Source organism: Aeromonas aquatica (assembly GCF_000764655.1).
Taxonomy (GTDB): Bacteria; Pseudomonadota; Gammaproteobacteria; order Enterobacterales; family Aeromonadaceae; genus Aeromonas; species Aeromonas aquatica.
In genome coordinates, this window is record NZ_JRGL01000128.1 from 1 (window position 1) to 24438 (window position 24438).

The following is a 24438-nucleotide window of genomic DNA, read 5'->3' on the forward strand; positions in this document are numbered from 1 at the left end:
TGATTTGGGAAACAACGCCCTAAGAAACCGTGATAACCAGACGGCTGCCTCAGCCGGTTCAAGTTGACGTTCCCCTACGTAAAAGCGCTCCCGGTCGAGTCTAGATGTCAGCAGTTGAGTGATGAGCTGTTCATAAATGCCGCATTGTTGCATCGCACACTGACCTTGAACGTTGTACATAAGGGTGGTGAGAAGAGTATCATTTTTTACAACTAAATCAGTAAGCTGTTATCGCCTGTTACTCGTTTGAAAATCGCTCCGGTTTTCCGTTGTGCAGGTCGATAGGGCAACCACAGGGAGGTGGTAATGGATCCGGTTTCTTGGCTTTTTTCGGCCTATCTCAACCTGGTGCAACAACAGGTGTCGGATATCTATGGCACCGAGCCCAAGGCGTTGGTGGTGGAGTATGAGGGGGAGCAGGTTCCCTTTGCCTTCCAGTTTTGGCAGATCCAGCCAAAAAGCGTTTGCCGCCCCCATGAGCAGGACGTACAGCGATTCAGTCGCTGCACCGTCAAGGCTGCCGCCCTGTTTGGCAGGTTGTGCGACGAATTGTCGCGTCAGGATGACAGTAGCTGGCAGCTCCCTAAGTACCGCACCATGTACTGCTCGGCCGCCATCGGCTATCGCCCCATGATTGCGGAGATCGCCGATGCCAAGCAGAGCCCGGCGAAGCTCGCGGAGCGGGCCTGCAATCAGGCTATTCTGGCGGCCATGGAGAGCGAGGACGAAGCCCTGCTTGCCCAGCGCGACAAGGCCTGTGCCGCCGTACGATAAGGCGTATTTCCCTGATAAAATAAATGGTTAGGAATATTTGATGTGCGCCAAGGCACAGTCTCTGCCAAGGGGACGGGCTATTATGGGGCGGCGATCACCACCACAGGGAAGAAGCATGATCAGCCATATCGACCATCTGGTATTGACGGTGAGCGACATAGAGCGGGCGGTGGGATTTTACAGCCGCGCCTTCAAGATGGAGCCCATCACCTTCGGGGCCGGGCGCCGGGCCCTGCGCTTTGGCAACCAGAAGATCAATCTGCAATTGCTGGGGCAGGAGCCGCGCAACCGGGCACAGGTAGGTTCGGGGGATCTCTGCCTCATCACCCGCTGGCCCCTGGATCAGGTGATGGCCCAGCTCGAGAGCCAGGGGGTCGAGATAGTGGAGGGGCCCGTGATGAAGAGCGGTGCCTGCGGCCCCATCGAGTCGGTCTATTGCCTGGACCCGGATCAGAACCTGATCGAGATCAGCCGTTATCGCTAAGCTGAACCTCGTCGCCCAGCGTGCTGATAAGAAGGGATAGGACAGGCCGGTGACGGCCGGGTGCCAGACTCAGGATCACACCAGACAACAACGGCAGCCATGGGCTGCCGTTGTTGTGTTGATGCCGCACCTTGAGAGGTTAACAGACCCCTTGCGCCAGCATGGCGTCGGCTACCTTGACGAAGCCGGCGATGTTGGCGCCCGACTCGTAGTTCACGTGGGACTCGCCATCCTGACCGTAACGCACGCAGGTGGCGTGGATGCTGTTCATGATCCCCTTGAGGCGCGCATCCACCTCTTCCCGGCTCCAGGAGAGGCGTTGAGCATTCTGGCTCATCTCGAGGCCGGAGGTGGCGACGCCGCCCGCGTTGGCGGCCTTGCCTGGGGCAAACAGCACGCGGGCGGCATGGAAGGCCTGGATGGCGGCCGCGCTGCTCGGCATGTTGGCCCCCTCGGCCACCAGTTGCACTCCGTTGGCGATGAGGTTGGCGGCATCATCTTCCCCCAGCTCGTTCTGGGTGGCGCAGGGCAGGGCGACCTGAGCCGGCAGGTGCCAGGGGGTGCGGCCGGTGAAGAACTCCAGCCCCAGCTCATGGGCGTAATCCGCCACCCGCTTGCGCTGCTCGTTCTTGAGCTCCATCAGGCGGGCCAGCTTCTCTGGGGTGAAGCCGTCCGGATCATGGACGGTGCCGCCGGAGTCGGAGGCGCTGATCACCTTGGCGCCGAGCTCCATCGCCTTCTCGATGGCGTATTGCGCCACGTTGCCGGAGCCCGAGACCGACACCGTCATGCCTGCCAGGGACTGGCCGCGGTGGGCCAGCATGGCCTCGACGAAGTAGAGCAGGCCGTAGCCGGTGGCTTCCGGGCGAATGAGGCTGCCCCCGAAGGAGAGTCCCTTGCCGGTAAAGACGCACTCGGCGCTGTTGGTGAGCTTCTTCATCATGCCCGCCATGTAGCTCACCTCGCGCCCGCCGACGCCGATGTCACCGGCCGGCACGTCGATGTTGGCACCCAGGTGGCGGTAGAGCTCCAGCATCAGCGCCTGACAGAAGCGCATCACCTCGCCCTCGCTCTTGCCCTTGGGATCGAAGTCACTGCCGCCCTTGCCGCCGCCCATGGGCAGGGTGGTGAGGGCGTTCTTGAAGGTCTGCTCGAAGGCGAGGAATTTCAGCACCGAGAGATCCACCGAGGGGTGGAAGCGCATGCCGCCCTTGAAGGGACCGATGGCGGAGCTGTGCTGGATGCGGTAGCCACGGTTCACCTGCACCTGACCCCTGTCGTCCACCCAGCTGACTCTGAACTGCACCAAGCGCTCCGGCTCCACCAGTCGCTCCAGCAGGCCGTGCTGCAGGTAACGGGGATGGCGGGTCAGATAGGGCCAGATGGAGGCGACCACTTCGCTCACCGCCTGGATGAACTCGGGCTGATGGGCGTTGCGCTTGGCGACCTGGGCCAGAAAATCGGCCTGGGATAGGGAATGACTCATCTGTAACTCCTGTAATGAATGGTAAAAATGGCCTCATGCCAGAGAAGGATTCATGCCCCGTATCCAAATTTATGTTCGGTGTTTTAGGTGAATACGGACAACAATTTGGTTTCCTGTGATGTTTGCCGACAGAGGGCGCAATGGCGCCCGTGGGCGTTCAACCTTGGCAAGATAATTCGTGCTGACGAAAATCTTTTTATGCATTTTCAGTCAATAAATAGCAAGTCTTAGTTCTCCCTTTTCACGTCGGACGGGCTCGCCATCGGCGGTGGCCATTCCGGCCCGGCAATAAAAGGGGGGGGGGCGAATGAATCGGTGAAACTGATCCGGGGAGGTCAGCTCGGGGAGAATGGCACGGAGCAAGTGGCGCCGCCGATGGCGCAGGCTGAGTGGCGACCTGTGCCCTGCCACCCCCATTGGCAGGGGCGGGATCCGGGGCGGCTGCAAGTATCCGGCGAACGGAGCGGGGCAATATGCTACTGTAGCGGCGTTTTTTTGAAGAATGCGCAGGCTTTGACCCTTTTAATGATGGAATGCTATGCACACTAACCCGATGACGACCCGGCTGACCCAGCCGACAACCCCCCTCAACCCCATGATCTGGCAGGTGACCCATGCTGGCCGATGAATCCATGCGCCTGAACAAGTACATCAGCGAGAGTGGCATCTGCTCGCGCCGTGAGGCCGACCGCTTCATCGAGCAGGGCCAGGTCTTCATCAACGGCAAGCGCGCCGGCATCGGCGATCAGGTGTTTGCCGGGGATCTGGTCAAGGTCAACGGTCAGGTGATCGAGGCGCGGGAAGCGGACAGCCTGGTGTTCATCGTGCTGAACAAGCCGGTGGGCATCGTCTCCACCACCGAGGCGGGGGAGAAGGACAACATCGTCGACTTCGTCAACCACAGCACCCGCATCTTCCCCATAGGCCGGCTCGACAAGGACTCCCAGGGGCTCATTTTCCTCACCAACCACGGGGATCTGGTGAACAAGATCCTGCGGGCGGGCAACGATCACGAGAAAGAGTACCTGGTGACCGTCGACAAGCCGGTGACCGATGAGTTCATCAAGGGGATGGGGGCCGGGGTGCCGATCCTCGGCGCCGTCACCAAGAAGTGCAAGGTGAAGCGAGAGGCCCCCTTCGTGTTCCGCATCACCCTGGTGCAGGGCCTGAACCGCCAGATCCGCCGCATGTGCGAGCACTTCGGCTTCGAGGTCACCAAGCTCGAGCGCATCCGCATCATGAACGTCAGCCTCAAGGGGCTGCCGGTGGGGGAGTGGCGGGATCTCACCGACGACGAGCTGATCGAGCTGTTCAAGCTCATCGAGGATTCCTCCTCCGAGGTGAAGCCGGCCAAGGGGGCGCAGCCTGCCAACAAGCCGGTTGCCAAGGCGGCGCAGGGCAAGAAGCCGCGCCGGGACGACGATCACGAGATAGGCGGGCGTCCCAACGTACCGGGTCCGGCCGCATTCGAAAACAAGAGTCCGGCGGGCAAGGGCGGCGCAGGCAAGGGGACAGCGTCTAAAGGCGCCGCTGGCAAGGGAGCTCCGGCCAAGGGCGGCAAACCCGCCGCGGCGGGCAAACCGCGCACCAACCAGGGTGGACGGCAGAAGAAGGGGCGCTAAGGCGCCCCGTCACACGGTTGTCCATGCACCCAATACACCGGCCCTAGGCCGGTGTATTGCTTTTGGCGCTCAGCGGAGTGGCCGTCTTGCCAGCCACGGGCAGGCGCATCGCGCTTGGATAGTGCAGGGGGTTGAGGCGCAGCACCAGCAGGCTCATCAGCGCCAGGCCGCCCAGCTGCCACTGCCAGGCGCTGGCGAAGTCGCCGCTTAAGTGATGCAGGCGCGCCGCCACCCAGGGCCCGGTCGCCGCCAGCATGAAGCCAAACCCCTGCATCAGGGCGCTGAGGGTGCCGGCGCGGCGTGGATCCGGCAAATGATCGAGCGCTATCACCATGATGAGGGAGAAGCTGCCGCCAAGGCCTGCGCCGCACAGCATGCACCAGAGGATGGGGGCGCTGGTCGGCGCCAGCCAGAGGCCGCCAAAGCCGAGCACCTGCAGCAGGATGGCGAGCCCCATCCAGGGGCGCCTGTCCTCCTTGCGCGCCGCCAGCAGCGGCAGGCCGAGACCGCTCAGGGTCTGGGCCAGGGCCAGCCAGGCCACCAGCTCACCCCCTTGCTGGGCACTCCAGCCCAGCGCCATGTAGGCCGGCGCCAGCCAGGCCACGACGATGCCATAGCCGCTGTTGATGATGCCAAAGCACAGGATCAGCAGCCAGCTGCGGGGCAGGGCGAGCAGGCGCTGCTCCCCCTCGGGCGTGGGCGGTGCAGGGGTGACGGGCAGGCGCACGCGCCAGCCGAGCCAGCCGAGCGCCAGCAGAACCGGCAGGCTCCAGAGCGCCAGCACCCGCGACCAGTCCAGCTGGCTCACGAGCTGGGGACTGAGCACGGCGCCGAGGGCGCCGCCCCCCATCATGCAGGCGGAGAAGATCCCCATCACCAGCGGTACCCGGTTGGCGAAGACCTGCTTGATGAGGCCGGGCAGTACCCCCTGCACCAGGGCCGAGCCCAGCCCGCAGAGGGCGGCGCTGGCGATGAGCAGGGCGCCGCTCGTCAGATCGAAACGCAGGGCGCTGCCGAGGGCCAGCAGCAGCAGGGCCGCGGCCAGCAGCGGGCGCGGGCCGGCCAGGGTGCGCAGGGTCGGGGTGAACAGCACGCCCACTCCGATCAGCAGCAGCGGCAGCAGGGTCACCCAGGCCAGGTTGTCCATGCCGAGTGCCAGCCGCGCGTCTATCTGCCCCGCCAGGGGGCCGATGGCGGTGAGGAAGGGGCGCAGGTTGATGCCGATCAGCATGACCAGCACCAGCAGGGCGCTGGATCCTTGCTTACTCATGGGGCAGGGCCCCGTAGAGGGCGGCGGCCGGGAGCGGGCTCGGCAGCTTGATCAGCGGCAGCGGCGGCGGGCTGAGGGGCAGTCGCAGCTTGTCATAGCTCGATGTGCTGTCGAAACCGAAGGGGGCCGCATCCTGGTTGTCGAAGGCGTAGTAGACGGCGCCGATGCCGTTCATCACCAGGGCGCACAGGCACATGGGGCAGGGGTGGCCGCTGGCATAGACCACGGCGTCCTTGAGGGCGCCGTGCTGGCTGGCTTCGCGCAGCGCCTCCAGCTCGGCGTGACGGGTGGGATCCCCCGCCTCCAGCATGCGATTGACGGCGCTCGCCAGCAGCTTGCCCTCCTTCACCAGCAGGGCGGCGAAGGGGCGGCCCCCCTGTTGGCGGTGGGTCAGCGCCAGGTGCAGCGTCTGTTCGAGCCACTCCTGATGAGTGGGAGCACAGAGCGCGGTCAGCGAGTTGACGAGACGGGTGCCGGACTGGGGGAGATGGGCCTGTGGCATGGGAGATCCTGCGAAAGAGGGGGATGGGAGCAGCCTAGCGGGCCGCCATGTCATTTGGAAATTAAATGATAGAATGACTATCAGTGATTTTATAAATGGGAAAACCCCTCAAATGGACAGCCCCCTGCTGGATCCCCAGCTCTTGCGCAGCTTTGTCGCCATCCTCGAGACCGGCAGTTTCACCCGCGCCGGCGAGCGGGTGCACCTGACCCAGTCCACCATCAGCCAGCAGATGCGCCGCCTCGAGCAGCAGCTCGGCTGCCCGCTGCTGGACAGAAGCGGCCGCACCGTGGTGGCCACGGTGGCCGGGGAGAAACTGCTGGGGCTGGCGCGCCGCATCCTGGCGCTGCTGGCACAGGCCGGGGAGCGGGTCAGCGAGGCCAGCCTGCCGCTGCGGATCGGGGTGCCGGAGGATTTCGTCGCCGGCGTCATGGCACCGGTGCTCGCCGCCTTCGCCCGCCAGTATCCGATGGTGCGGCTGGAGGTGCAGAGCGGGCTCAGCCACGAGTTGTGGCGCAGTTTCGAGGAAGGGGGGCTGGATCTGGCCCTGGTCAAGCAGGCGCGGGGGCAGGGGGACCCCGTCGCCCGCTGGCGCGAGCCGCTCGCCTGGGTCGACAGCCGCGACTGGCCCGCCTGCGGGCGGGATCCGGTGCCCCTGGTAGTGTTCCCGAGTGAGGGGCTTTATCGGCGCCAGCTGACGGAGGCCCTCGACGCCAAGGGGCTGCGCTGGCACATCGCCTATGTCAGCGCTAGCCTCGTCAGCCTGCAGGGGGCGGTGAGCGCGGGGATAGGGGTCAGCCTGCTGCCGGCGCGGTTGCTGCTGCCGGATCAGGTGGCGCTGACAGACTGGCCCCAGGTGCGCTCGGTGGAGCTGGCGCTGCACCTGGGGATGGACAAGGGGGCACCGCTCGAGGGGCTGAGCCAGGCGCTCATTCGCCTGTGCGACGAGGTGATGGGGCCGCGCTGAGCGCAGGCCGCGAGATGAGCCGCGCTAGCGCACCCTGAAGCGGACGATCAGTGCGGCCACCAGGGCCAGGGCGAAGATGGCGGGGGCCCAGGTGCCGTGATGGCTCAGCAGGGTGGCGCCTGCGGCGGCGATACCCGCCAGCCCCTGTTGCAAGAAGCCGCACAATGCCATGGCATAGGCGCCATGTTCCCTGGCATCGCTGACCGCCAGCGCCATGCTGTTGGGGAAGAGCACCGCCTGCCCGAAGATGATGAGGCAGTAGAGCCCCATCATGATCACCAGCACCCCCTCTCCCTGTAGATCGGACAGCATAGACAGCACCACCATGCCGGCAGCGGCCAGCAAGATGAGGCCGGCCCCTTGCCTCATCAGCCGCTTGCCGCCCACCCTGGCGACCTGCCGATTGACCGCCATGGCCCCCGCGAAGTAGGCGACCCCGATCAGCAGCCCCAGCGCCCCGAAGGTGGTGACCTCCAGCTCAAATCCTTGTTGCAGGACGAAGGGGCTGATCTCTTGCAGGGTGACCGTGATGGCAAAGCCCAGACCCCCGGCGCAGGCGGGCCAGAGGAAGCCGGGGCGTTGCAGCAGGCTGGCGTAGCGCCGCCACATGCCGGTAGTGGGGGCGGCGGCATTGGGGCCCTGCAGCGGCAGGCGGATCATCAGCGCCAGTGCCACCATGCCAACGGCCGCCACCAGGACGAACCCTAACTGCCAGTGGGCATAGCGACTGATGAGCCCACCTATCCATTGGCCGCCACCGAGCGCGGTGATGAAGGCGATGGAGAGGACAGAGAGGCGGCGAGCCAGCTCATCCCCCTGCCAGTGATCCCGTATCAGGATGCGGGCGATGATGGTGGCGCCCCCCGCCGCAATGCCCTGCAGGGTACGCAAGACCAGCAACAGCGGCCCCTGGCTCGTGGTGGCGAGCAGCAGGCTGATCCCGACAAACAGCAGCAGTGACAGGACCAGGGGAAGCCGGCGGCCATAGCGATCGGCGGCGGCGCCCCAAAACAGCAGTGGCAGGGCGGCGCCAATCACGAACAGGGAGATGGAGAGCTCCGCATCTTGTCTCGTCATGGCGAGATCGCTCATCACGACCGGCAGGGAGGGGAGGTAAACCGTGGTGGCCATCTGGGCCATGAAGACGATGAGGCAGGCCAGCGTCATGAGCCGGGCCGACAGGCTCCAGGGCCCTGGCCGTTCGATGCAATTGGGGTTATCCATCACGAGGCTCACGCAAAGAGGGGCTCCATCCTTGCATGGCCTTCGTTCGGCGTCACCCCATTTATAAGCTGTTGTTATGCATATTTATCCGCGCTTGAGCGGTCGGTGCCTGAGTGGATCAGGCGATCGCCTGTCCGGGCCTTACGGCGAGCCAGACTTCCAGCTCACCGCCGCCGGTTTCGGGGTCAAACGCGGCGCCGTAGCGCTCGAAGTCCGGTTTGTGGGCAGACTCATAATCGGACCGGGCCAGCCAGTCGAGCGCCCCTTGCCAGGTCTGCGGCAGGGTGGAGACGTGGCCCTTGTGCAGGAAGACGGCGTAGGTCTGGGGGTCGATGCGCATCCGGCCAAGGGTCTTGGGCAAGACCTCCAGCGCCGCGACTTCCACCGCGCACATGTATTCGCAACTGGTGGCGTCGGCACCGCAGATGACGCCGTAGGCGTGCTCCCCGAGCTGGCCGGGCAGCGGGCCCAGGGCGCCGAAGTCGCGCCACTGACCGCCGAAGTCCCCTTGCTGGAACTCATGGCGGCGGCGCAGGCCCCCCAGCAGCATGGGGCGACCGGTCTCGAAACGGATGGGATCTGTCATGTAACCTCCTGGTGTGGGCGCAACCGAGCCGCGCTCAGTGATCCTTGCCTTCTTTGAGCTTGCGTTGATAGTCCTGAGTGACGATGGCCAGCGCCGCCAGCGCCAGCTCTGGCGCTATCCGGTTGGTCTCCAGCAGTTCGATAAGATCCACCGCGAGCTTGACCTCGGGGGGGGCATTTTCCAGTGACATGGGTTGCTCCGATACTCGTCTGTCGATGGCGGCCATTATACAGGGCAGCGCCCGGATCGGGAGCTGGCCTGAAGCGTATCTGGCATACAGCCCTCACAGATGCTGGCGCATCTCCTTGTCTATCTCCTCGCGCAGGGCCATCAGCTTCCTGGCGTACTGCTGCAACTGCCGATCCTCATCCGAAACGGGCTGCCACTGGGGCACCTTGTTCGGTTTGCCGCCCTCGTCCATGGCGACGAAGATGATGATGCAGTGAGTGGTCTTGTGGCGTTCCCGCTCGGTGGGGTGGCGGCTGTAGACGTCCACCGCCAGGTGCATGCTGGTGGTGCCGGTGTGGATCACCCGGGCGTGCACCTCCACCAGCTGGCCTATCTGGATGGGGCGCAGGAAGCGGATGCCCCCCACGTAGACGGTGACGGCGTAGCCGCCGCACCAGCCGGCGGCGCAGGCGTAGCCCGCCTGATCGATCCACTTCATCACCATGCCGCCGTGCACCTTGCCGCCGAAGTTGACGTCGGCGGGCTCGGCCAGAAACTGCAGGGTCAGCTCGCGGGGTGGGGTCATGCTCTCTCCTTGTATCCGGTTCATTGCCGATCACTCTTGCGGTAAGCCTCGGCCTGCTGGCAGGGCGCCAGGGGCGACACATAGGGGCGCTCGTTGCCGGTGCGCTGGCCGACGCTGGCGTATTGCTGCTGGCATCGGGTCGCCTTGCCCCCGGCCCTGACGCAGGCATCGATGAGTTGCTGCCTGTCTTGCCCCGTCTGTTGTTGGCGGGCGTTGATGCAGGCTCTGTCCAGCCCGGCCTGATGGGTTGCCCTGTCCGGGTTGGCGGCAAGCAGGCCGGTCGAGAAGGTAAGTCCGAGCAGCAGTATGGCGATCTTCATGGTTTGTCTCCCGCCGGGGGGCGTCCCGAGATGACCAGGGCTATGCCCCCCAGAATGCCCAGCGATGACAATAACAACCGCAGCGACCAGGACTCATCCAACCAGATGAGCCCGGCCATGGCCGCGAGCAGGGGCACCAGCAGCTGGACGCTGGCGGCCAGGGTGCGTCCCAGCTGGGGCAGCACGCTATACCAGAGCGCATACCCCAGGCCGGAGGCGAGGGCCCCCGAGGCCAGGGCATAACCGATGGCGGCCGGGCTGGCCTCGAGCCGGCCCAGCAGCAGATAGAGCAGGGCCGCAGGCAGGCTGGCGCGCAGGAAGTGGCCGGCATTGGCGGCGACGGGATCGCCAAAGCGCGAGGCCCGCAGGGTATAACAGGCCCAGGCGATGCCGGCGGTGACCATCAGGACCGCCCCCAGGAGATCCGGCGCCTGGATGCCGGGCAGCAACAGCAGCACCAACCCCGCCATGGCGAGCAGCAAGCCGGCCCATTGGCGAGCAGGCAGGCGCTCGCCCCGCAGCAGAGGGGGCGCCAGCATGCTGAGCTGGACGGCCGCAAACAGCAGCAGGGCACCCGTGCCCGTGGTCAGGGTGAGGTAGGCAAAGGAGAAGGCGGCGGCGTAGACGAGGAGGGCCAGGGCGCCCCCCCAGTCTCCCTGGCGGGGCGGCGTGGGGCTGCGGGCTGCACAGAGCAGGAGCAGCACCAGGGCCCCGCTGGTCAGTCGCAGCAGGGTGAACAGCGCCGGATCCATCCGCTCTTCGAACAGGGCCAGGCGGCAGAGCAGGGAGTTGGCCGCGAAGGCGAGCAGGGTAAAGAGGGTCAGCAGGGCCAGTCTTGGGAGCGGCATTCATTCACCTCAGATTCAGTCAGGCCAACCTAGCATGAAAACCACCGTGGAGGAGGACCTATGAAACAAATACTCGACCAACTGCTGGGTGCCGGCAAGGGCTGGCTCAACGACGGCGGCGACAGCCGCAAGGCCCAGATGAAGGGCATGGCGCAGGGCGGTCTGGCCGCCGGGGCCATGGCCTTGCTGCTTGGCAACAAGAAGGTGCGCAAGTATGGCGGCAAGGTCGCGGCGGTAGGCGGTGCGGCGGCCCTGGGCGGCCTCGCCTACAAGCTCTATCAGGACTGGCAGTCCCAGCAGGGGGGCGCGAGCCAGCCTGCCCAGCCCCTCGATACGCTGCAAGGGCAGGCGCTTGACGCCCGCTCGACCCTGCTGGTGCGCGCCATGGTGGCGGCGGCCCGGGCCGACGGCCACATCGACGACGCCGAGCGTCAGAAGATCCAGCAATACCTGACCGAGCAGGGGCAGAGCGATGCGGCGCGCTGGATTGATGCCGAGCTCGCCCGTCCGCTGGATCCCCAGGCGCTGGCCCGGGAGGTCACCGACATGGAGCAGGCCACCGAGGTCTACCTCGCCTCCCTGCTCGCCATCGACGTGGATCACTTCATGGAACGCGGCTACCTCGACGAGCTGGCGCGGGCCCTCAAGCTCGACGACAACCTCAGGGGCAGCATAGAGCGGCAGGTGGCCCAGCTGAACGGGCCGGGCTAAGCCTCGGTCATCGCTTTAACAACAAGGCCCCGTGAAGGGGCCTTGTTGTTGGTGTCGGCAAAACAGAAAAAGCTTCAAATGGGTTTCTTTTTCGCTTTGGCTGCCGTTATGATTGACCCTCGTCCCCCTGTTGAGGGGGACTTCGGAAGTGTGACATTGCAGGGAGCATCCATTGAACATACGCAAGGCTACTGAGCAGGATATCGACGCCATTCTCGAACTGAATCGGCAAATCGGATTGATCCATTTTGAGCAGGCCCCAGAGGTGTTTTGCCCACCCTCGTCCCAGGAGCGTGTATTTCTGCTGGGCGCCATAGGCTGCGAGGAACGGCTGTTCTGCGTGGCGGTGGACAGCGAACGGGTGCTGGGATTTCTGACGGCCAGGATCGAGATCAATGAAGCCGTCCCCTTCCTCTCCAAGCTCCCCATCTGCCGTATCGGTTCCGTGGTAGTCGATGAGGATCATCGCTCCCGCGGCATCGGCAAGGCGTTGATGGCTCACTGCGATGACTGGGCAAAGGCCCATGATGCGAGCCAGATCCGGCTGGAGGTGATGTCATTCAATGAGAGGGCCAAGTCCCTTTACGAATCCCTTGGTTTCACCAGACAGTCCGAAATTTATGCCCGATAGGCGGGCCCTTTCTCGATGAACGAGGCCCCGTCATGGGGCCTCGTGGTTTATGTCGCGGGTTTGATGGCAACATTTGTGCCTAGCTCTGTGTCGGCCAGGGGCCGAGCTCGATGCAGTGGCCGCGATAGAGTGGACGTTCGTCCCCCTTCGCCATCACCAGCAACTCGCTGCTCGCCTTGAGCTGCTGCCACTCGGTCGGGCTCATCAGGCGACCCGCCATGACCTCTTTGAGGGGGGCCAGGGGCACCAGCTTGGCGGACGTTTTGTCGCGCATCCAGAGCATGGCGTCGGCGGGCAGGTGCAGCGGGCTCGCCTGATTCTGCTGCAAGCGGATGCTGGACTGGCCCGGCTGCTTGCCTTGGTAGGCGACCAACACGAAGGGAGCCTCCTCGCCCGCGGAAGACATCATGGCCAGGTAGCGCACGGGCTGGATGGGGGCGGAGGGCGAGGGGAGCAGGGGTTGCAGCCACAGGCCCAGCAGCAGGGAAGCGGCCATGGCCAAAGGCCACCACAGGCGATGGGGCCTGGGTTTGGGGGAGATCCCCTGTTCTATGTTGCGCCAGACGCTGCGGGGCAGGGGCGGGGCGGGCTGGGGTTGATGCAGCAGGGGATCCAGGTGTTGTTGCCACTGGGCTATCCACTGCCACCAGTCGGGATCGCGGGCCATCAGGCGGGTCATCCTGGCCTGCACCCGCGGGCTCAGGGTGCCCAGCACGTATTCGCCGGCGAGCCGCTCGCGAAGGGCGGGATCCCGGTAGCGTTTGGGGGTCATTGGGTCAGGCATAGTTTGAGCTCCTCCAGTCCGCGCCGGATCCAGGACTTGACGGTGCCAAGCGGAGTCTGGGTGTGGGTGACGATCTCCTGGTGGCTCAGGCCGTGCCGATAGGCCAGGACGATGGCGTTGCGCTTGTCGGCGGAGAGTTGCCCGAGGCAGCGTTCGAGGGAAAAAGAGGGGGCAAGCCCCCCTTCCGTACTCTGACCGGGTTTCTCCTCGAAGGACTCCTCCAGCGGGATCTCCCCGTGGCGGGCCTTGGCCCGCAGGGCATCGATGGCCAGATTGCGCATGCACTGGCAGAGCCAGGCCCAGGGATAGTCGACCGGATAGGCGCTCTGGCCGTGCCAGATCTTCAAAAAGCCCTCCTGCAGTACGTCCGCGGCCCACTGCTTGTCCTTGAGCAGGGCGTGGAGCAGGGCGAACAGGGGCTGGCCCGTCAGCTGGTAGAGCGCTTCAAACGCCTGCTTGTCCCTGAGCCGACTGCGGGCGAGCAGGTGGGCGAGCTGCTGATTGTCGATATTCACTCAGACCTCATCGTTGGACGCGGTGCCAGACATTCTTCATGCCATCCCCGCTGCTCTGGCCGGGCTGCTCATCCTTGATCCAGCGATAGAGCGGCTGGCCACGGTAGCTCCACTGATAGCGGCCGTCGTCGCGCAGGACCAAGCCGACCCCGGCGTCGGCCGCGCTGCCGACCCCGGCCTTGACCTCGCTGTCGCTGGCCAATGCCGGCGGCCATTTCTCGGCGCATTCAGCATAACAGTTTGATTTTCCTTGGGCATCCTTGTCGAAGCGGTAGAGGCTAAAGCCCTTGGCATCGACCAGATAGGCCTTGCCGTTCTCGGTCATCTGGGCGAGGGGCACCTGCTCGGCCCCGTTCAGGGGCTGGGTCTCGAGGGCCCAGGCCGAGGCGAGGGGCAGGCAGGCGAGGGTGATGAGGAACTTGTTCATGGTGTGTCTCCTGAGATGCATGGGGTTGGGGTTAACGGGTCCAGCCATCCTGGGCGAAGAGGGGCTCGCCCCGGGGGCTGTCGATGAAGTCGAGGAAGCGCTGGGTGCTGGCGTCGGCCCCCGCGGCTTTGGCGATGACAAGATCGCGATAGATGCGGCGCTCCGGCTCGATTTCGACGAAGTCGGCCTTGTCCTGGTGGTTCAGGGGCCAGTGCACCCAGGTGATCCAGGCATCGGCCTGCTGGCCGGTGAAGGCCCGGAAGCTGGCGCCGCTGCCCTGCTCGAAAGCAACGATGTTTCGTCTGAGCTTCTGCACATCGGCCAGGGAGCCCTTGCGCCCGGCCACGTCTTCCCAGAGGCCGGTGCCGGAGGTGTTGTAGCTGCCGAGCCCCTCGGTCACCACCACCTTGAGGGGGCGGTTGATCAGATCCTCGATGCCGCGGATCCCCGTCGGATTGCCCTTCTGCACGGCGATGACGCTGCGCCTCAGGTAGTAGGCGTGGGCACTCTGCTTGTCGAGGAAGGGGTAGCGCTCCAGGTAGGCGGACATGGATTGCTCGGCGCCAGCGAAGAACAGATCGGCATCCTGCAGCGCCCTATCGCGCCAGCTGGACTCGGGGCCAGCGGTGACCTCGACCTTGATCCCGGTCTCCTGCTGGAAGGCCGCGGCCGCTCGTTTCAGCGCGGTATCGGGCCCGCCCGGGCCATAGAGGCGGATCACGCCGTCGCCGGCCTGATGGGCAACGGCGGTCTGGGGGGAGGCGCCAGCCTGATCAGCATTTGGGGCGGCCTGCAGCGGCAGTTGAACGAGGGCCGCGCAGAGCAGGGCCGGCCATAGGGGGTGGGGTTTCATCGTCTCTCCTTGATTGAGGTTCAAGCAAGAGACGACGGGGGGAAGCGATTGGATGCAGCCGCCCGGAAAAAAAGATGGGTTATGGGGCGGGGGGATCGGCGTTGAAGGGGAGCCCGCTACTCTGGCGGGTTCTGACGGACGTTGCTAACCGGCGTCCAGTTGCCGGTGAATGAGATTGGCCAGCTGCTCCAGAGCCGCCTCCAGCGCCGGGCTCCAGGGATGGGAGCTGTTGATGCGCAGGCAGTGGTTGTGCTGGCCCTGGCTGGAGAACAGCGCCCCCGGCGCCAGCGAGAAACCGCAGGCCAGCGCCTGGGCGTGCAGGGCCCGGCCGTCGAGGCGGGGGTCAAACTCCAGCCAGAGGAAGTAGCCGCCATCCGGGGCGCTGATGCGCACCTCATCCGGGAAGAGGCGCAGCAAGGCCGCCCGCATCTGCTGCTGACGCTGGGCCAGGGTGTGGCGCAGGCGCCGAAAGTGGGCGTCCACCCCGCCCTGGCGCAGCATGTCGGCGAGCGCCAGCTGGCTCGGCACATTGGTCGACAGGGTCGACATCAGCTGCAGCCGCTGGATGCGCTCGGCGTGGGGGCCTGCCACCACCCAGCCGACCCGAAAACCCGGCGCCAGGCACTTGGTCCAGGAGCTGCACAGCAGGCTGTCTCCCCGCGCATCCCAATGCTTGATGGGGCGAGGCCGCTCCCGGCCGAAATAGAGCTCGGCGTAGACGTCGTCCTCCACCAGCGGCACCCGGTGTTCGTTGAGCAGGGCCATCAGCGCCTGCTTGTGCCCGTCCGGCATCGTATGGCCGAGCGGGTGCTGGACGTTGCCCATCAGCCAGCACGCCTTGATGGGGCGCAGGATCAGCGCCTCCACCAGCAGGGCGAGATCGATGCCGACCCCGGGGATCACCGGGATCTCCACCACGTTGAGCTTCAAGCGCTCGATGGCCTGCAGGGCGCCGTAGAAGGTGGGGGACTCCACCACCACCCAGTCCCCCGGCTCGGTCAGGGCCTGCAGCCCGAGGGAGAGCGCCTCCATGGCGCCGGTGGTGATGATGATCTGCTGGGGGTCGACCGCCAGCCCGTCGCCGGCATAGCGCTGGGCGATGGCGCGGCGCAGCGCCTCGTTACCGGGGGGGAGGTCTGCGACCGTGCTGAAGGGGTCGAGCCGGCGCATGCAGCTGGCCAGAGCCCGGCCGAGCTGGGGGTGGGGGAAGAGCGCGGGATCCGCCACCGCCATGCCGAGGGGCACCAGCGCCCGGGACTTGCTCGCCTGCAACACCTCGAACACCAGATCGTTGATGTCCACCGAGCCGCTGTAGTGGGCCTGTTGCGGCGTGCTGGCCCGCAGCGGGGAGGGGGCGGCCTTGACGTAGTAGCCGGACTGGGGCCTGGCCAGGATCAGGCCGCGGCTCTCCAGCAGTTGATAGGCCTGCAGCACCGTCATGGGGCTGAGGGCGTGGGTCTTGCAGCTCTGGCGAATGGAGGGAATGCGCTCCCCCGGTTGCCAGACGCCGCGCTCTATCTGTTGTTGCAGCAGGGCTGCCAGCTGGCCGTAGCGGGACATGGTGGGCTCAAACTGTTCTAGGTGTATTTCAATATAACTGCATCTGTTATAGGTGTCATGACTCATGGTGTACTTGGCAGGCGAAAACCTGTCTGTTAAATGCAACATAGAGAGTCCTGCATGATTAGCCTGGATGATGTGGTAAGCCTGTCCCGATTGCAGTTCGGGGCCACGGCCATGTTTCACTTCCTGTTTGTGCCCCTCACCCTAGGGTTGTCCTGGATCCTGGTGATCGCCGAATCCGCCTACGTGATGACCGGCAAGGTGATCTACAAGGACATCACCCGCTTCTGGGGCAAGTTGTTCGGTATCAACTTCGTGATGGGGGTGACCACGGGGATCACCCTGGAGTTTCAATTCGGCACCAACTGGGCCTACTACTCCCACTATGTCGGCGACATCTTCGGCGCCCCCCTGGCGGTGGAAGGACTGATGGCCTTCTTCCTCGAGTCCACCCTGGTGGGCCTGTTCTTCTTCGGCTGGGACAGGCTCTCCCGCGGTCAGCACCTGATGGTGACCATGCTGGTGGCACTCGGCTCCAACCTCTCCGCCCTCTGGATCCTGATCGCCAACGGCTGGATGCAGAACCCGGTCGGCGCCGAGTTCAATCCCATGACGATGCGCATGGAGCTGACCGACGTCACCGCCGTGCTGTTCAACCCGGTGGCCCAGGTCAAGTTCGTGCACACGGTGGCGGCGGGTTACGTGGCCGCGTCCCTGTTCGTGATGGGGGTGAGCAGCTGGTATCTGCTGCGCCGCATGGAGGTGCGCTTCGCCCTGCGCTCCTTCGCCATCGCCTCCGGCTTCGGTCTGGCCGCCATCCTCTCGGTCATAGTACTCGGGGACGAGTCCGGTTATCGCACCGGTGAGGTGCAGAAGGTCAAGCTCGCCGCCATCGAGGCGGAGTGGGAGACAGAGCCCGCCCCGGCGGCCTTCACCCTGTTCGGCTGGCCCGATCAAAGCGCCGAGACCACCCACGCGGCCGTCAAGATCCCCTATCTGATGGGTATCATCGCCACTCGCTCCCTGGATGAGGCGGTGACCGGCATCAAGGATCTCAAGGCCGAGCACGAGGTGCGCATCCGCAGCGGCATGCTGGCCTATGGCGCCCTGGAGGCGCTGCGCCAGGACGGTGGCAACGACGCCGCCCGCGCCACCTTCGAGCAGCACCGCCAGGATCTCGGCTACGGCCTGCTGTTGACCCCTCATGCCAAAGACATTGCCAAAGCCGACGAGGCGGCCATCGCCCAGGCGGTGGCGGATTCAGTGCCCCTGGTGGCGCCGCTGTTCTGGAGTTTCAGGCTGATGGTGGGCATAGGGGTGGTGTTGCTGGTGCTCTTTGCCGCGGCCTTCCTGCAACTGTGCCGGGGTCGGCTGGTGCAATCGCCGCGCCTGCTGAAAGTGCTGTTCTGGAGCATTCCGCTGCCCTGGGTCGCCATCGAGGCGGGCTGGTTCGTGGCCGAGTTTGGCCGCCAGCCCTGGACCATCAGCGAGGTGTTGCCGGTGTCGGCCTCGGTCTCCTTGCTGCAGCCGGGCCAGATCTGGTTCAGCCTCATCTCCATCAGCCTCATCTACACCAGCTTGCTGGTGGTGGAGCTGTTCTTGTTGCGTCATGTGATCCGCAAAGGGCCGGCCAGCCTGCAGACGGGTCGTTATCAAGGTGAAGTCTTGGCAAGCGGGAGTGCGCTCTGATGGATTACGAAACCCTGAAAGTGATCTGGTGGGGGCTGGTGCTGTTCATGCTCATCGGCTTCGTGGTGATGGACGGCTTCGATCTGGGGGTGGGCCTGTTGCTGCCCATCGTCGGCAAGACAGATGAGGAGCGGCGGGTGCTGCTCAACAGCGTGGGCCCGGTGTGGGAGGGCAACCAGGTGTGGCTCATCGCCGGTGCCGGCGCCCTGTTCGCCGCCTGGCCGCTGGTCTATGCCGCCGCCTTCTCGGCGCTCTACGTGCCCTTCATGTTCCTGCTGTTAGGCCTCTTCCTGCGCCCGGTCGGTTTTGACTATCGCAGCAAGCTGGAATCGGCCCAGTGGCGCCGCTGGTGGGACCGGGCCCTGGTGACGGGGGCCCTGCTGCCGACCCTGGTGTTCGGCGCGACGCTGGGCTTCCTGCTGCAAGGCTTGCCGTTTCGCTTCGACTCGCATTTGCGTATCCACTACGGCGCCTTCGAGTTCAACTGGCCGCTGCTGTTGACCTGCATGGGCACGGCGCTGGCCCTGCTGATGCTGCACGGCGCCAGCTTCCTGCAGTGCAAGACCCAGGGGGTGATCGCCGAGCGCTGCGCCCGCCAGAGCCTCTGGCTCGGCCCCCTGGCGAGCGGCCTGTTTGCCCTCGGCGGCGTCTGGCTCAGCCAGATGGAAGGCTACCGCGTGCAGGAGATCGGCGATCTCAATGGCGCCCTCACCCCGCTGATGAAGCAGGTGGCGCTGGCACCGGATGGCTGGTTCAGCAACTTCGCGGCGCAGCCCTGGCTCTGGTGCGTGCCGGCCCTGGGCCTGCTGCTGCCCATGGTGAGCAGCCTCGCCAGTGCCCGCGGCCTGCCGCGCCTGGCGATCATGGCCAGCGGCGGCGCCTGCGCCACCATGATGCTGACCATCGCCATCGCCCTGTTCCCCTTTGTGCTGCCCTCGTCCCTGGATCCGTCGAGCAGCCTGACCCTGTGGGACGGCACCTCCAGCGAGGGCACCCTGCTGATCATGCTGGGGATAGTGGGGGTGCTGATGCCCATCAACATCGGTTACACCCTCTGGGTCTACCGGGTGGTGCGCGGCAAGGTCAGCACGGATCAGGTTCGCCAGCACGGCCACAGCCTCTACTAACCGTCTTCTACTCAAGGGAGTTTCGACTATGTGGTATTTCACCTGGATTCTGGGGCTGGGCTTTGCCCTGCTCTGCGGCCTGGTCAACCTGCTCTGGCTGGAGGCCCGCTGGGCCGCTGACGAGGATCTCAAGGAGTCTTGAGCCCCGGACTCTGGAAATGCAAAAGGCCGACACTCAGTGTCGGCCTTTTCGTTTGAGGGGGTTAGACCGCCAGCGCCAATTTGGCCTCGCGCTTCTCGCTGATGTGGGTCAGGCCGTAGGCCAGCAGCACGATCAGCGCGCCTATCCAGGGAGTGTGCATCAGCCCGAGGTGCTCCACCACGAAGCCACCAACGACTGAACCCAAGGCGATGCCGACGTTGAAGGCGGCGATGTTGAGGCCGGAGGCCACGTCAACGGCGTTGGGGGTATGGATCTCCGCCTGTTTCACCACCAGCACCTGCAGCCCAGGCACGTTGCCAAAGGCGAAGGCACCCCACACCAGCACGGTCAGCACCGCCAGCACCGGGTGCGGTGCGGTGAAGGTGAGCATCAGCAAGATGAGCGCCAGCCCGGCAAACATCAGCTTGAGGGCGGGCAGGGGGCCCATCTTGTCCGCCAGCTTGCCACCCCAGATGTTGCCGAACGCCACCGATACCCCGTACACCAGCAGGATCAGGCTCACCGCGTTGGCGCCGAAGCCGCTCACCTGTTGCAAGATGGGGGCGAGGAAGGTAAACGCCGTGAAGGCGCCGCCGTACCCGAGCGCTGTCTTGGCATAGACCAGCAGCAGCGGCTTCTTGGTCAGCACCAGCAGTTGTTCACGGATGCTGGAGGCGGCCCCCTTTGGCAGGTTGCTCGGGATCAGCAGCAGGCTGCCCACCATGGCGATGAGGCCGAGCAGGCTGACCACCAGGAAGGTCTCGCGCCAGCCAAACTGTTGGCCAATCCAGGTGCCGAGCGGCACGCCGGTCACCAGGGCCACGGTCAGGCCGCTGAACATGATGGCGATGGCGCTGGCCGCCTTCTCTTTGGCTACCAGACCGGTGGCGATGGTGCTGCCCACCGAGAAGAAGACCCCGTGGGCCAGACCGGTCAGCACCCGGGCGACGATCAGGCTCTCGTAGCCCGGAGCCTGCCAGGCCAGCAGGTTGCCGGCGGTGAACAGCGCCATCAACCCCACCAGCAGCCACTTGCGCGGCAACTTGCCGGTGAGCGCGGTCAACAGCGGCGCACCTATGGCGACGCCGAGGGCGTAGAGGCTGACCAAGAGGCCCGCCGAGGGCAGGGAGACATGAAGTTGCTCGGCGATGGTGGGAATGAGCCCCACTATCACAAATTCGGTGGTGCCGATCGCAAAGGCACTCAGGGTGAGGGCAAATAACGCCAGTGGCATACAAACTCCTTGGATAGGACTCCCGACGGGAGAATGGCGCCAGTATGCCGATGAGCTTTGTTGGCAAAAATGACGATGACATCAAATTACTTTTGCTTAATCAGCAGCAATAACCGAGGGGAGGTGGGTGTTATCGGGCGGGGAAAGGGGGTTGGCAGCGCACCAAACCAAAAAAAGCGGGAGGCACAGTGCCTCCCGCTTTCACATATTTATGATGCAGTTAAATATTCTTATGGATTAATCCCAGGCAGGTGAAAACTCCGGGTTGGCGCAGCGCTCGCCCCGCTCCAGAGTGGCAATTTGAGCCATCTCCTCGGCACTGAGTGTGATCTCGAGGGCACCCAGGTTGGCGGCCAGATTGGCGCGCTTGGTGGAGCTCGGGATCACCGTCATGTCCTGCGCCAGCAGCCAGGCCAGCGACACCTGGGCCGCCGAGACGCCGTGGCGCGCGGCAATTTGTTGCATCAGGGGCTCGGCGAGCACCTTGCCGTAGGCCAGCGGCATATAGGCGGTGATGGCGATGCCCTGCTCGCGGCAGAACTCCACCACCTTGCGGTTTTGCAGCAAGGGGTGAATTTCCACCTGCTGGTGGGTGATGGCACCCGGTCCCAGGATGTCGATGGCTTCTTTAAGCTGAGCGACCGTGAAGTTGGATACCCCGATCTCCCGGGTCAGGCCCTGGGCCTTGGCTTCGGCCAGTTGCTCCAGATAGACCGCCATCGGCACCTCATCCTTGGGGGAGGGCCAGTGAATGAGGGCCAAGTCCAGGTAGTCAGTACGCAGCTTCTCGAGGCTCACCTTCAGGCTCGGTATCACCTTGCCCGGACCGAACTCGCTGGTCCACACCTTGGTAGTGAGATAGATATCCTGGCGGGGAACACCGCTCTCGCTCATCAGCAGGCCGACTTCGGCCTCGTTGTCATAGATCTGGGCGGTGTCGATATGGCGATAGCCGAGCTCGAGTCCCATGGTCAGCGAATCGCGCAGGGGTTGGTCTTTCAGGCGGAAGGTCCCCAGACCCATCTTTGGCATTTTCATCATCAAACTCCTCATGTTCTGCATTTTTACGTTCTTGTTTATCGGGTTTACCCATCAGTCAGTTCGCCGTCGGCGGCCGAACTGCTGGTGGGCAGCAAAGTGGTGCAGGCGGTCAGGCCAAGTGATAACGGCGAACCTGGCTGCTGGCAAACCAGCCCTGGGTGTCGGCCACGAAGGCAATGAAGTGGGGCTCTTGCTGGTGGGCGTCGAGGGCCCCCTCGCTCACCCACTCCTCGTGCAGCATCCAGGATTGGGGGTTATCCAGGCTCTGGTGCAACTGATAGCGCAGGCAGCCAGCCTCCTGCAAGGTGGCCGCGATCAGTGAGTCCAAGACTGCGCGAAACTGGGCGGCAAATTCGGGTTTGGCGTCGAGCTGGGCAATCACTATGACGGGGGCGGACATCTGACTCTCCTCGAGACAACAAGAGCCAGTATGCCTGCGGCGGCGTGCGGATAAGAGGGGCGCTGTCGCAAAACACTATTGAGGTGAGCGCAGCAATGGGGGAGATATAAGAAAAAAGACACCGATTTAATACCGGTGTCAGGTGACAACTAAGTAAGAAAGTATTATGTGCACACGCTTAGCCTGATTTTTGATGTTGTCGTTCAAAAACGGAAGCATGATGTTGGTCAATCTTATCATTGACATAGTTATCTGTCGCTTTAACGAGATCTTTGATAAAACGAATAACTTTTTCAAGTTCATCACGTTTAATCAGATGTGCTGATGGGATACCTGAGTTAATGGGCTTGGAGCGGTGAACTGCATCGCCACGCTTTTTAATCCATTGATTCAGAGTTGATCTTGCCTTATCTGGTTCATAGTTAGGCCATTTCCATCCTTCCGTGACATCAAACCCAAGATAATCTTGAAATATCTTCTTTGTTTTATCTGAGCTAGGGGTATTAAATATTTTTAAATCGGTATGTAGTTTTTTTAAAATAAATTCACCGAGGTAGCTACCTTGCACGATGGCGAGTTTTTTGTGCATTTCTTCAACAAGACGATCCTCCACATATGTTTCCCAAGCCGTAAGAGCCATTACAAGACTAGCTCGCTTTAATACCTCACTATTTGGTGGTGGAGGGTTCGCATTAATGCTATCGAAATGAGCTAGGAGTTCTTCGGCATCTTTTATTGAATATTCGAATCCTTGAATTGCTTTTGACATATTATCTTCCTGATAAGATGGTTTGGTAGTTATGTATGATTATTCATCGTTGCCTTGGTTAATATATTACGGCTCAGTTTTTTAAGTTCATTGTAAAGAGAGATGAGCATTGTTCTATTAGTTTTTGTGCACTTATGCTAAGTGACTAGCATCCTATCGTGATGATGGTTGGATCACAAATTGAAAATTCAATTAGCATTTTTCATAAATGGGAGATGTAGCATCTAATTTGGCGAATGGATAGAGACGGATATTACATTGTCCCTATCCACCTTGGTTCTATCAGGCGCCGGCCGCCTCGGACCAGACCGCAAACTCATTGCCGCTGGGCTCGACGAAGTGGAAACGGCGGCCACCGGGGAAGTCGAACAGCGGGCGAATGATGGTGCCCCCATGCTGGAACACCTTGGCCTGGGTCGCGGCAATGTCGGCGCTGTAGAACACCAGCAGGGCGCCGCCCTGGGCGCTCTGACCGCAGAGATCCGCCCGGTAGAAGCCGCCATCGAGCCCTTCCCCCGCAAAGGCGCAGTAGTCGGGGCCGTAATCCACAAACTGCCAGCCGAAGGCGGCGGTAAAGAAGGTCTTGGTGGCCGCGATATTCCGGGCGGCAAACTCCACATAGTTCAGTTTTTCATGGGCCTTGGTCATATGGCTTCCTGGCTTGTCGATTGATGTTCCATTACTGACACCTTACTGCTTGGGTTGCCAGCGCTTCTGGGTCCGCGGCGTGGAGTGGGGCAGTGCCTCCCATGGGGTCAACTTGAGCTGTCGGCGGCGAATCTGGAAGGCGATGGCCATCAGCAGGCCGACACCGATGGCAAAGAAACTGGTTTGGCGCAGGGCATACCCCAGGCTCACCTCATGCTCCCAGCCGAAGAACCACATCAGCAGACCCCAGATGATGCCCACCGGTAGCCCCATGGCGATCAGGTTGACCATAAAGCGCTCATAGTGGGGCGGTTTCAGTTGCCAGCCGAATTTGCGAAGCAACTGGCACAGGGGCGGGTTGTAGTTGATCTCCTTCACGCCCTTGCTGGCCAGCTCTTGATGGGCGGCGTACAGGCGATGTTCAAATGACATTGTGCTTCCTTCGTGTGACAGCAGGGCTGGTGATAAGACGCCTGCTCAACATCCTTATGTGGGCGCCGATTGTAGCCTGATTCTCGGTTGGGGTGTTTGCACAGGATCACATCGTCGGTGCGAGGGGAGGGCAGTGTCTGCGAGAAGGTCGGTGGCGGGGAGAGGGGGCATCCTGACGGCTGATCGCACGCCGGGGCTTCATTGCCCCAGCGTGCGGATGGCTTGGCTCAGCGCCCAGTCACAGGGCCCGGCCATCGTAGTGCTGCACCGGCACCGAATCCGGCTCAACCCCCTCCAGGCAGCGAATATTGATGGCGGCGATGTGGTTGCCCTTGGGATCGATACCTTCGCCATAGGGGTGCATGCCGCAGATCGGGCAGAAGCGGTGTTTGACCACGTGCTTGTTGAAGGTGTAGGTGCTGGCCGCCGCATCCGGGGTCAGCAGGTGCAGCTTGTCGTGCGGCACGAACCAGAGCAGGGAGCCCTTGCGCTGGCAGATGGAGCAGTTGCAGGCCATAGCCTGGGTCAGCTCCCCCTCGACTTCGAATGCCACTCTGCCACAGTGGCAGCTTCCCTTGTATTTCATGACCGACTCCTTGATTGATGGAGCCCCGAGCAGGCGCCGACACTGCGGT

At 63.6% G+C, this 24438-nt stretch carries 30 protein-coding genes; 9 read left to right on the forward strand and 21 right to left on the reverse strand.

Features of this window, described 5'->3' with window-relative positions:
* Positions 1-306: 306 nt before the first annotated feature.
* Together LG30_RS0116925 and LG30_RS0116930 are read left to right on the forward strand one after the other, a co-directional pair.
* Positions 307-774, forward strand: coding sequence for a hypothetical protein (locus LG30_RS0116925; RefSeq protein WP_033131874.1), 468 nt, complete (start codon positions 307-309; stop codon positions 772-774).
* A gap of 115 nt (positions 775-889) precedes the next feature.
* Positions 890-1258 (forward strand): VOC family protein, encoded by a 369-nt coding sequence (locus tag LG30_RS0116930; protein ID WP_033131875.1) that lies wholly within the window; start codon positions 890-892, stop codon positions 1256-1258.
* A 139-nt stretch (positions 1259-1397) separates the two neighbouring features.
* Here LG30_RS0116930 and gdhA read toward each other — a convergent pair whose 3' ends face one another.
* A complete protein-coding gene (gene gdhA, locus LG30_RS0116935) occupies positions 1398-2744 on the reverse strand; it encodes an NADP-specific glutamate dehydrogenase (RefSeq protein WP_033131876.1) in 1347 nt (448 codons plus the stop codon).
* A gap of 614 nt (positions 2745-3358) precedes the next feature.
* Here gdhA and rluF point away from each other — a divergent pair.
* A complete protein-coding gene (gene rluF, locus LG30_RS0116940) occupies positions 3359-4366 on the forward strand; it encodes a 23S rRNA pseudouridine(2604) synthase RluF (RefSeq protein WP_033131877.1) in 1008 nt (335 codons plus the stop codon).
* 43 nt (positions 4367-4409) lie between these two features.
* On the opposite strand, the gene LG30_RS0116945 is transcribed toward rluF, so the two are convergent.
* Together LG30_RS0116945 and LG30_RS0116950 are read right to left on the reverse strand one after the other, a co-directional pair.
* Positions 4410-5636, reverse strand: coding sequence for a cyanate transporter (locus LG30_RS0116945; RefSeq protein WP_033131878.1), 1227 nt, complete (start codon positions 5634-5636; stop codon positions 4410-4412).
* Entirely contained in the window at positions 5629-6138 is a 510-nt protein-coding gene (locus tag LG30_RS0116950) for a nucleoside deaminase (protein ID WP_033131879.1), read from the reverse strand. Before LG30_RS0116950 ends, LG30_RS0116945 begins: the two co-directional genes overlap by 8 nt.
* A gap of 124 nt (positions 6139-6262) precedes the next feature.
* Between LG30_RS0116950 and LG30_RS0116955 the strand changes: the two genes are divergently transcribed.
* On the forward strand, positions 6263-7105 hold the full coding sequence (locus LG30_RS0116955; protein WP_033131939.1) for a LysR family transcriptional regulator: 843 nt from the start codon (positions 6263-6265) through the stop codon (positions 7103-7105).
* 24 nt (positions 7106-7129) lie between these two features.
* Here the strand turns inward: LG30_RS0116955 and LG30_RS0116960 are convergent, their stop codons facing one another.
* From LG30_RS0116960 to LG30_RS0116980, 6 genes are all read right to left on the reverse strand, one after another.
* Positions 7130-8329, reverse strand: a complete 1200-nt coding sequence (locus LG30_RS0116960; protein ID WP_033131880.1) for an MFS transporter — start codon at positions 8327-8329, stop codon at positions 7130-7132.
* 118 nt (positions 8330-8447) lie between these two features.
* Positions 8448-8915, reverse strand: a complete 468-nt coding sequence (locus tag LG30_RS0116965; RefSeq protein ID WP_033131881.1) for a GyrI-like domain-containing protein — start codon at positions 8913-8915, stop codon at positions 8448-8450.
* A 34-nt stretch (positions 8916-8949) separates the two neighbouring features.
* The gene (gene rsmS / locus LG30_RS21670) at positions 8950-9105 is read right to left on the reverse strand and encodes a pleiotropic regulatory protein RsmS (protein WP_081966229.1); all 156 of its coding nucleotides are present in this window, start codon (positions 9103-9105) and stop codon (positions 8950-8952) included.
* Positions 9106-9198: 93 nt separating this feature from the next.
* Entirely contained in the window at positions 9199-9669 is a 471-nt protein-coding gene (locus LG30_RS0116970) for an acyl-CoA thioesterase (protein WP_033131882.1), read from the reverse strand.
* A gap of 20 nt (positions 9670-9689) precedes the next feature.
* Positions 9690-9989 (reverse strand): hypothetical protein, encoded by a 300-nt coding sequence (locus LG30_RS0116975; RefSeq protein ID WP_033131883.1) that lies wholly within the window; start codon positions 9987-9989, stop codon positions 9690-9692.
* Positions 9986-10837: a DMT family transporter gene (locus LG30_RS0116980; RefSeq protein WP_033131884.1), complete on the reverse strand. Its 852-nt coding sequence runs from the start codon at positions 10835-10837 to the stop codon at positions 9986-9988. Before LG30_RS0116980 ends, LG30_RS0116975 begins: the two co-directional genes overlap by 4 nt.
* Positions 10838-10897: 60 nt before the next feature.
* Here LG30_RS0116980 and LG30_RS0116985 point away from each other — a divergent pair, with 60 nt between their 5' ends.
* Together LG30_RS0116985 and LG30_RS0116990 are read left to right on the forward strand one after the other, a co-directional pair.
* Positions 10898-11548 (forward strand): tellurite resistance TerB family protein, encoded by a 651-nt coding sequence (locus LG30_RS0116985; RefSeq protein WP_033131885.1) that lies wholly within the window; start codon positions 10898-10900, stop codon positions 11546-11548.
* Positions 11549-11720: 172 nt separating this feature from the next.
* Positions 11721-12179, forward strand: a complete 459-nt coding sequence (locus tag LG30_RS0116990; protein ID WP_033131886.1) for a GNAT family N-acetyltransferase — start codon at positions 11721-11723, stop codon at positions 12177-12179.
* Between the two features lie 79 nt (positions 12180-12258).
* On the opposite strand, the gene LG30_RS0116995 is transcribed toward LG30_RS0116990, so the two are convergent.
* The 5 genes from LG30_RS0116995 to LG30_RS0117015 all read right to left on the reverse strand — a co-directional run bounded on the left by LG30_RS0116995 (position 12259) and on the right by LG30_RS0117015 (position 16318).
* The gene (locus LG30_RS0116995; protein WP_033131887.1) at positions 12259-12963 is read right to left on the reverse strand and encodes a hypothetical protein; all 705 of its coding nucleotides are present in this window, start codon (positions 12961-12963) and stop codon (positions 12259-12261) included.
* Complete coding sequence (locus LG30_RS0117000; RefSeq protein ID WP_033131888.1) at positions 12948-13478, reverse strand: RNA polymerase sigma factor; 531 nt, start codon at positions 13476-13478, stop codon at positions 12948-12950. The genes LG30_RS0116995 and LG30_RS0117000 overlap by 16 nt, the downstream gene beginning before the upstream one ends.
* Positions 13479-13485: 7 nt before the next feature.
* Positions 13486-13905 (reverse strand): COG4315 family predicted lipoprotein, encoded by a 420-nt coding sequence (locus tag LG30_RS0117005; protein WP_033131889.1) that lies wholly within the window; start codon positions 13903-13905, stop codon positions 13486-13488.
* Positions 13906-13936: 31 nt separating this feature from the next.
* Positions 13937-14758 carry an extracellular solute-binding protein gene (locus LG30_RS0117010; RefSeq protein ID WP_033131890.1) on the reverse strand — a complete coding sequence of 274 codons (822 nt, stop codon included), beginning with the start codon at positions 14756-14758 and terminating at the stop codon, positions 13937-13939.
* A gap of 144 nt (positions 14759-14902) precedes the next feature.
* Entirely contained in the window at positions 14903-16318 is a 1416-nt protein-coding gene (locus LG30_RS0117015; protein ID WP_033131891.1) for an aminotransferase-like domain-containing protein, read from the reverse strand.
* 120 nt (positions 16319-16438) lie between these two features.
* Between LG30_RS0117015 and LG30_RS0117020 the strand changes: the two genes are divergently transcribed.
* From LG30_RS0117020 to cydX, 3 genes are read left to right on the forward strand one after another with little or no spacing between them, the layout of a single operon-like run.
* On the forward strand, positions 16439-18010 hold the full coding sequence (locus LG30_RS0117020) for a cytochrome ubiquinol oxidase subunit I (protein WP_033131892.1): 1572 nt from the start codon (positions 16439-16441) through the stop codon (positions 18008-18010).
* A complete protein-coding gene (cydB, locus tag LG30_RS0117025; protein WP_033131893.1) occupies positions 18010-19137 on the forward strand; it encodes a cytochrome d ubiquinol oxidase subunit II in 1128 nt (375 codons plus the stop codon). Before LG30_RS0117020 ends, cydB begins: the two co-directional genes overlap by 1 nt.
* Positions 19138-19165: 28 nt before the next feature.
* Entirely contained in the window at positions 19166-19279 is a 114-nt protein-coding gene (gene cydX, locus LG30_RS0117030) for a cytochrome bd-I oxidase subunit CydX (protein ID WP_005310033.1), read from the forward strand.
* A 61-nt stretch (positions 19280-19340) separates the two neighbouring features.
* Here the strand turns inward: cydX and LG30_RS0117035 are convergent, their stop codons facing one another.
* The 7 genes from LG30_RS0117035 to LG30_RS0117060 form a co-directional block, all read right to left on the reverse strand.
* The gene (locus LG30_RS0117035) at positions 19341-20513 is read right to left on the reverse strand and encodes an MFS transporter (protein ID WP_033131894.1); all 1173 of its coding nucleotides are present in this window, start codon (positions 20511-20513) and stop codon (positions 19341-19343) included.
* A 237-nt stretch (positions 20514-20750) separates the two neighbouring features.
* The gene (dkgB, locus tag LG30_RS0117040; protein ID WP_033131895.1) at positions 20751-21554 is read right to left on the reverse strand and encodes a 2,5-didehydrogluconate reductase DkgB; all 804 of its coding nucleotides are present in this window, start codon (positions 21552-21554) and stop codon (positions 20751-20753) included.
* 109 nt (positions 21555-21663) lie between these two features.
* On the reverse strand, positions 21664-21954 hold the full coding sequence (locus LG30_RS0117045) for a putative quinol monooxygenase (protein ID WP_033131896.1): 291 nt from the start codon (positions 21952-21954) through the stop codon (positions 21664-21666).
* A gap of 178 nt (positions 21955-22132) precedes the next feature.
* Positions 22133-22723 (reverse strand): HEPN domain-containing protein, encoded by a 591-nt coding sequence (locus LG30_RS21675; protein WP_081966231.1) that lies wholly within the window; start codon positions 22721-22723, stop codon positions 22133-22135.
* A gap of 282 nt (positions 22724-23005) precedes the next feature.
* Complete coding sequence (locus LG30_RS0117050) at positions 23006-23371, reverse strand: VOC family protein (protein WP_033131897.1); 366 nt, start codon at positions 23369-23371, stop codon at positions 23006-23008.
* A gap of 42 nt (positions 23372-23413) precedes the next feature.
* Positions 23414-23803, reverse strand: a complete 390-nt coding sequence (locus LG30_RS0117055; protein WP_033131898.1) for a DUF6404 family protein — start codon at positions 23801-23803, stop codon at positions 23414-23416.
* Positions 23804-24041: 238 nt separating this feature from the next.
* Positions 24042-24389, reverse strand: a complete 348-nt coding sequence (locus LG30_RS0117060) for a GFA family protein (RefSeq protein ID WP_033131899.1) — start codon at positions 24387-24389, stop codon at positions 24042-24044.
* Positions 24390-24438: the final 49 nt, after the last annotated feature.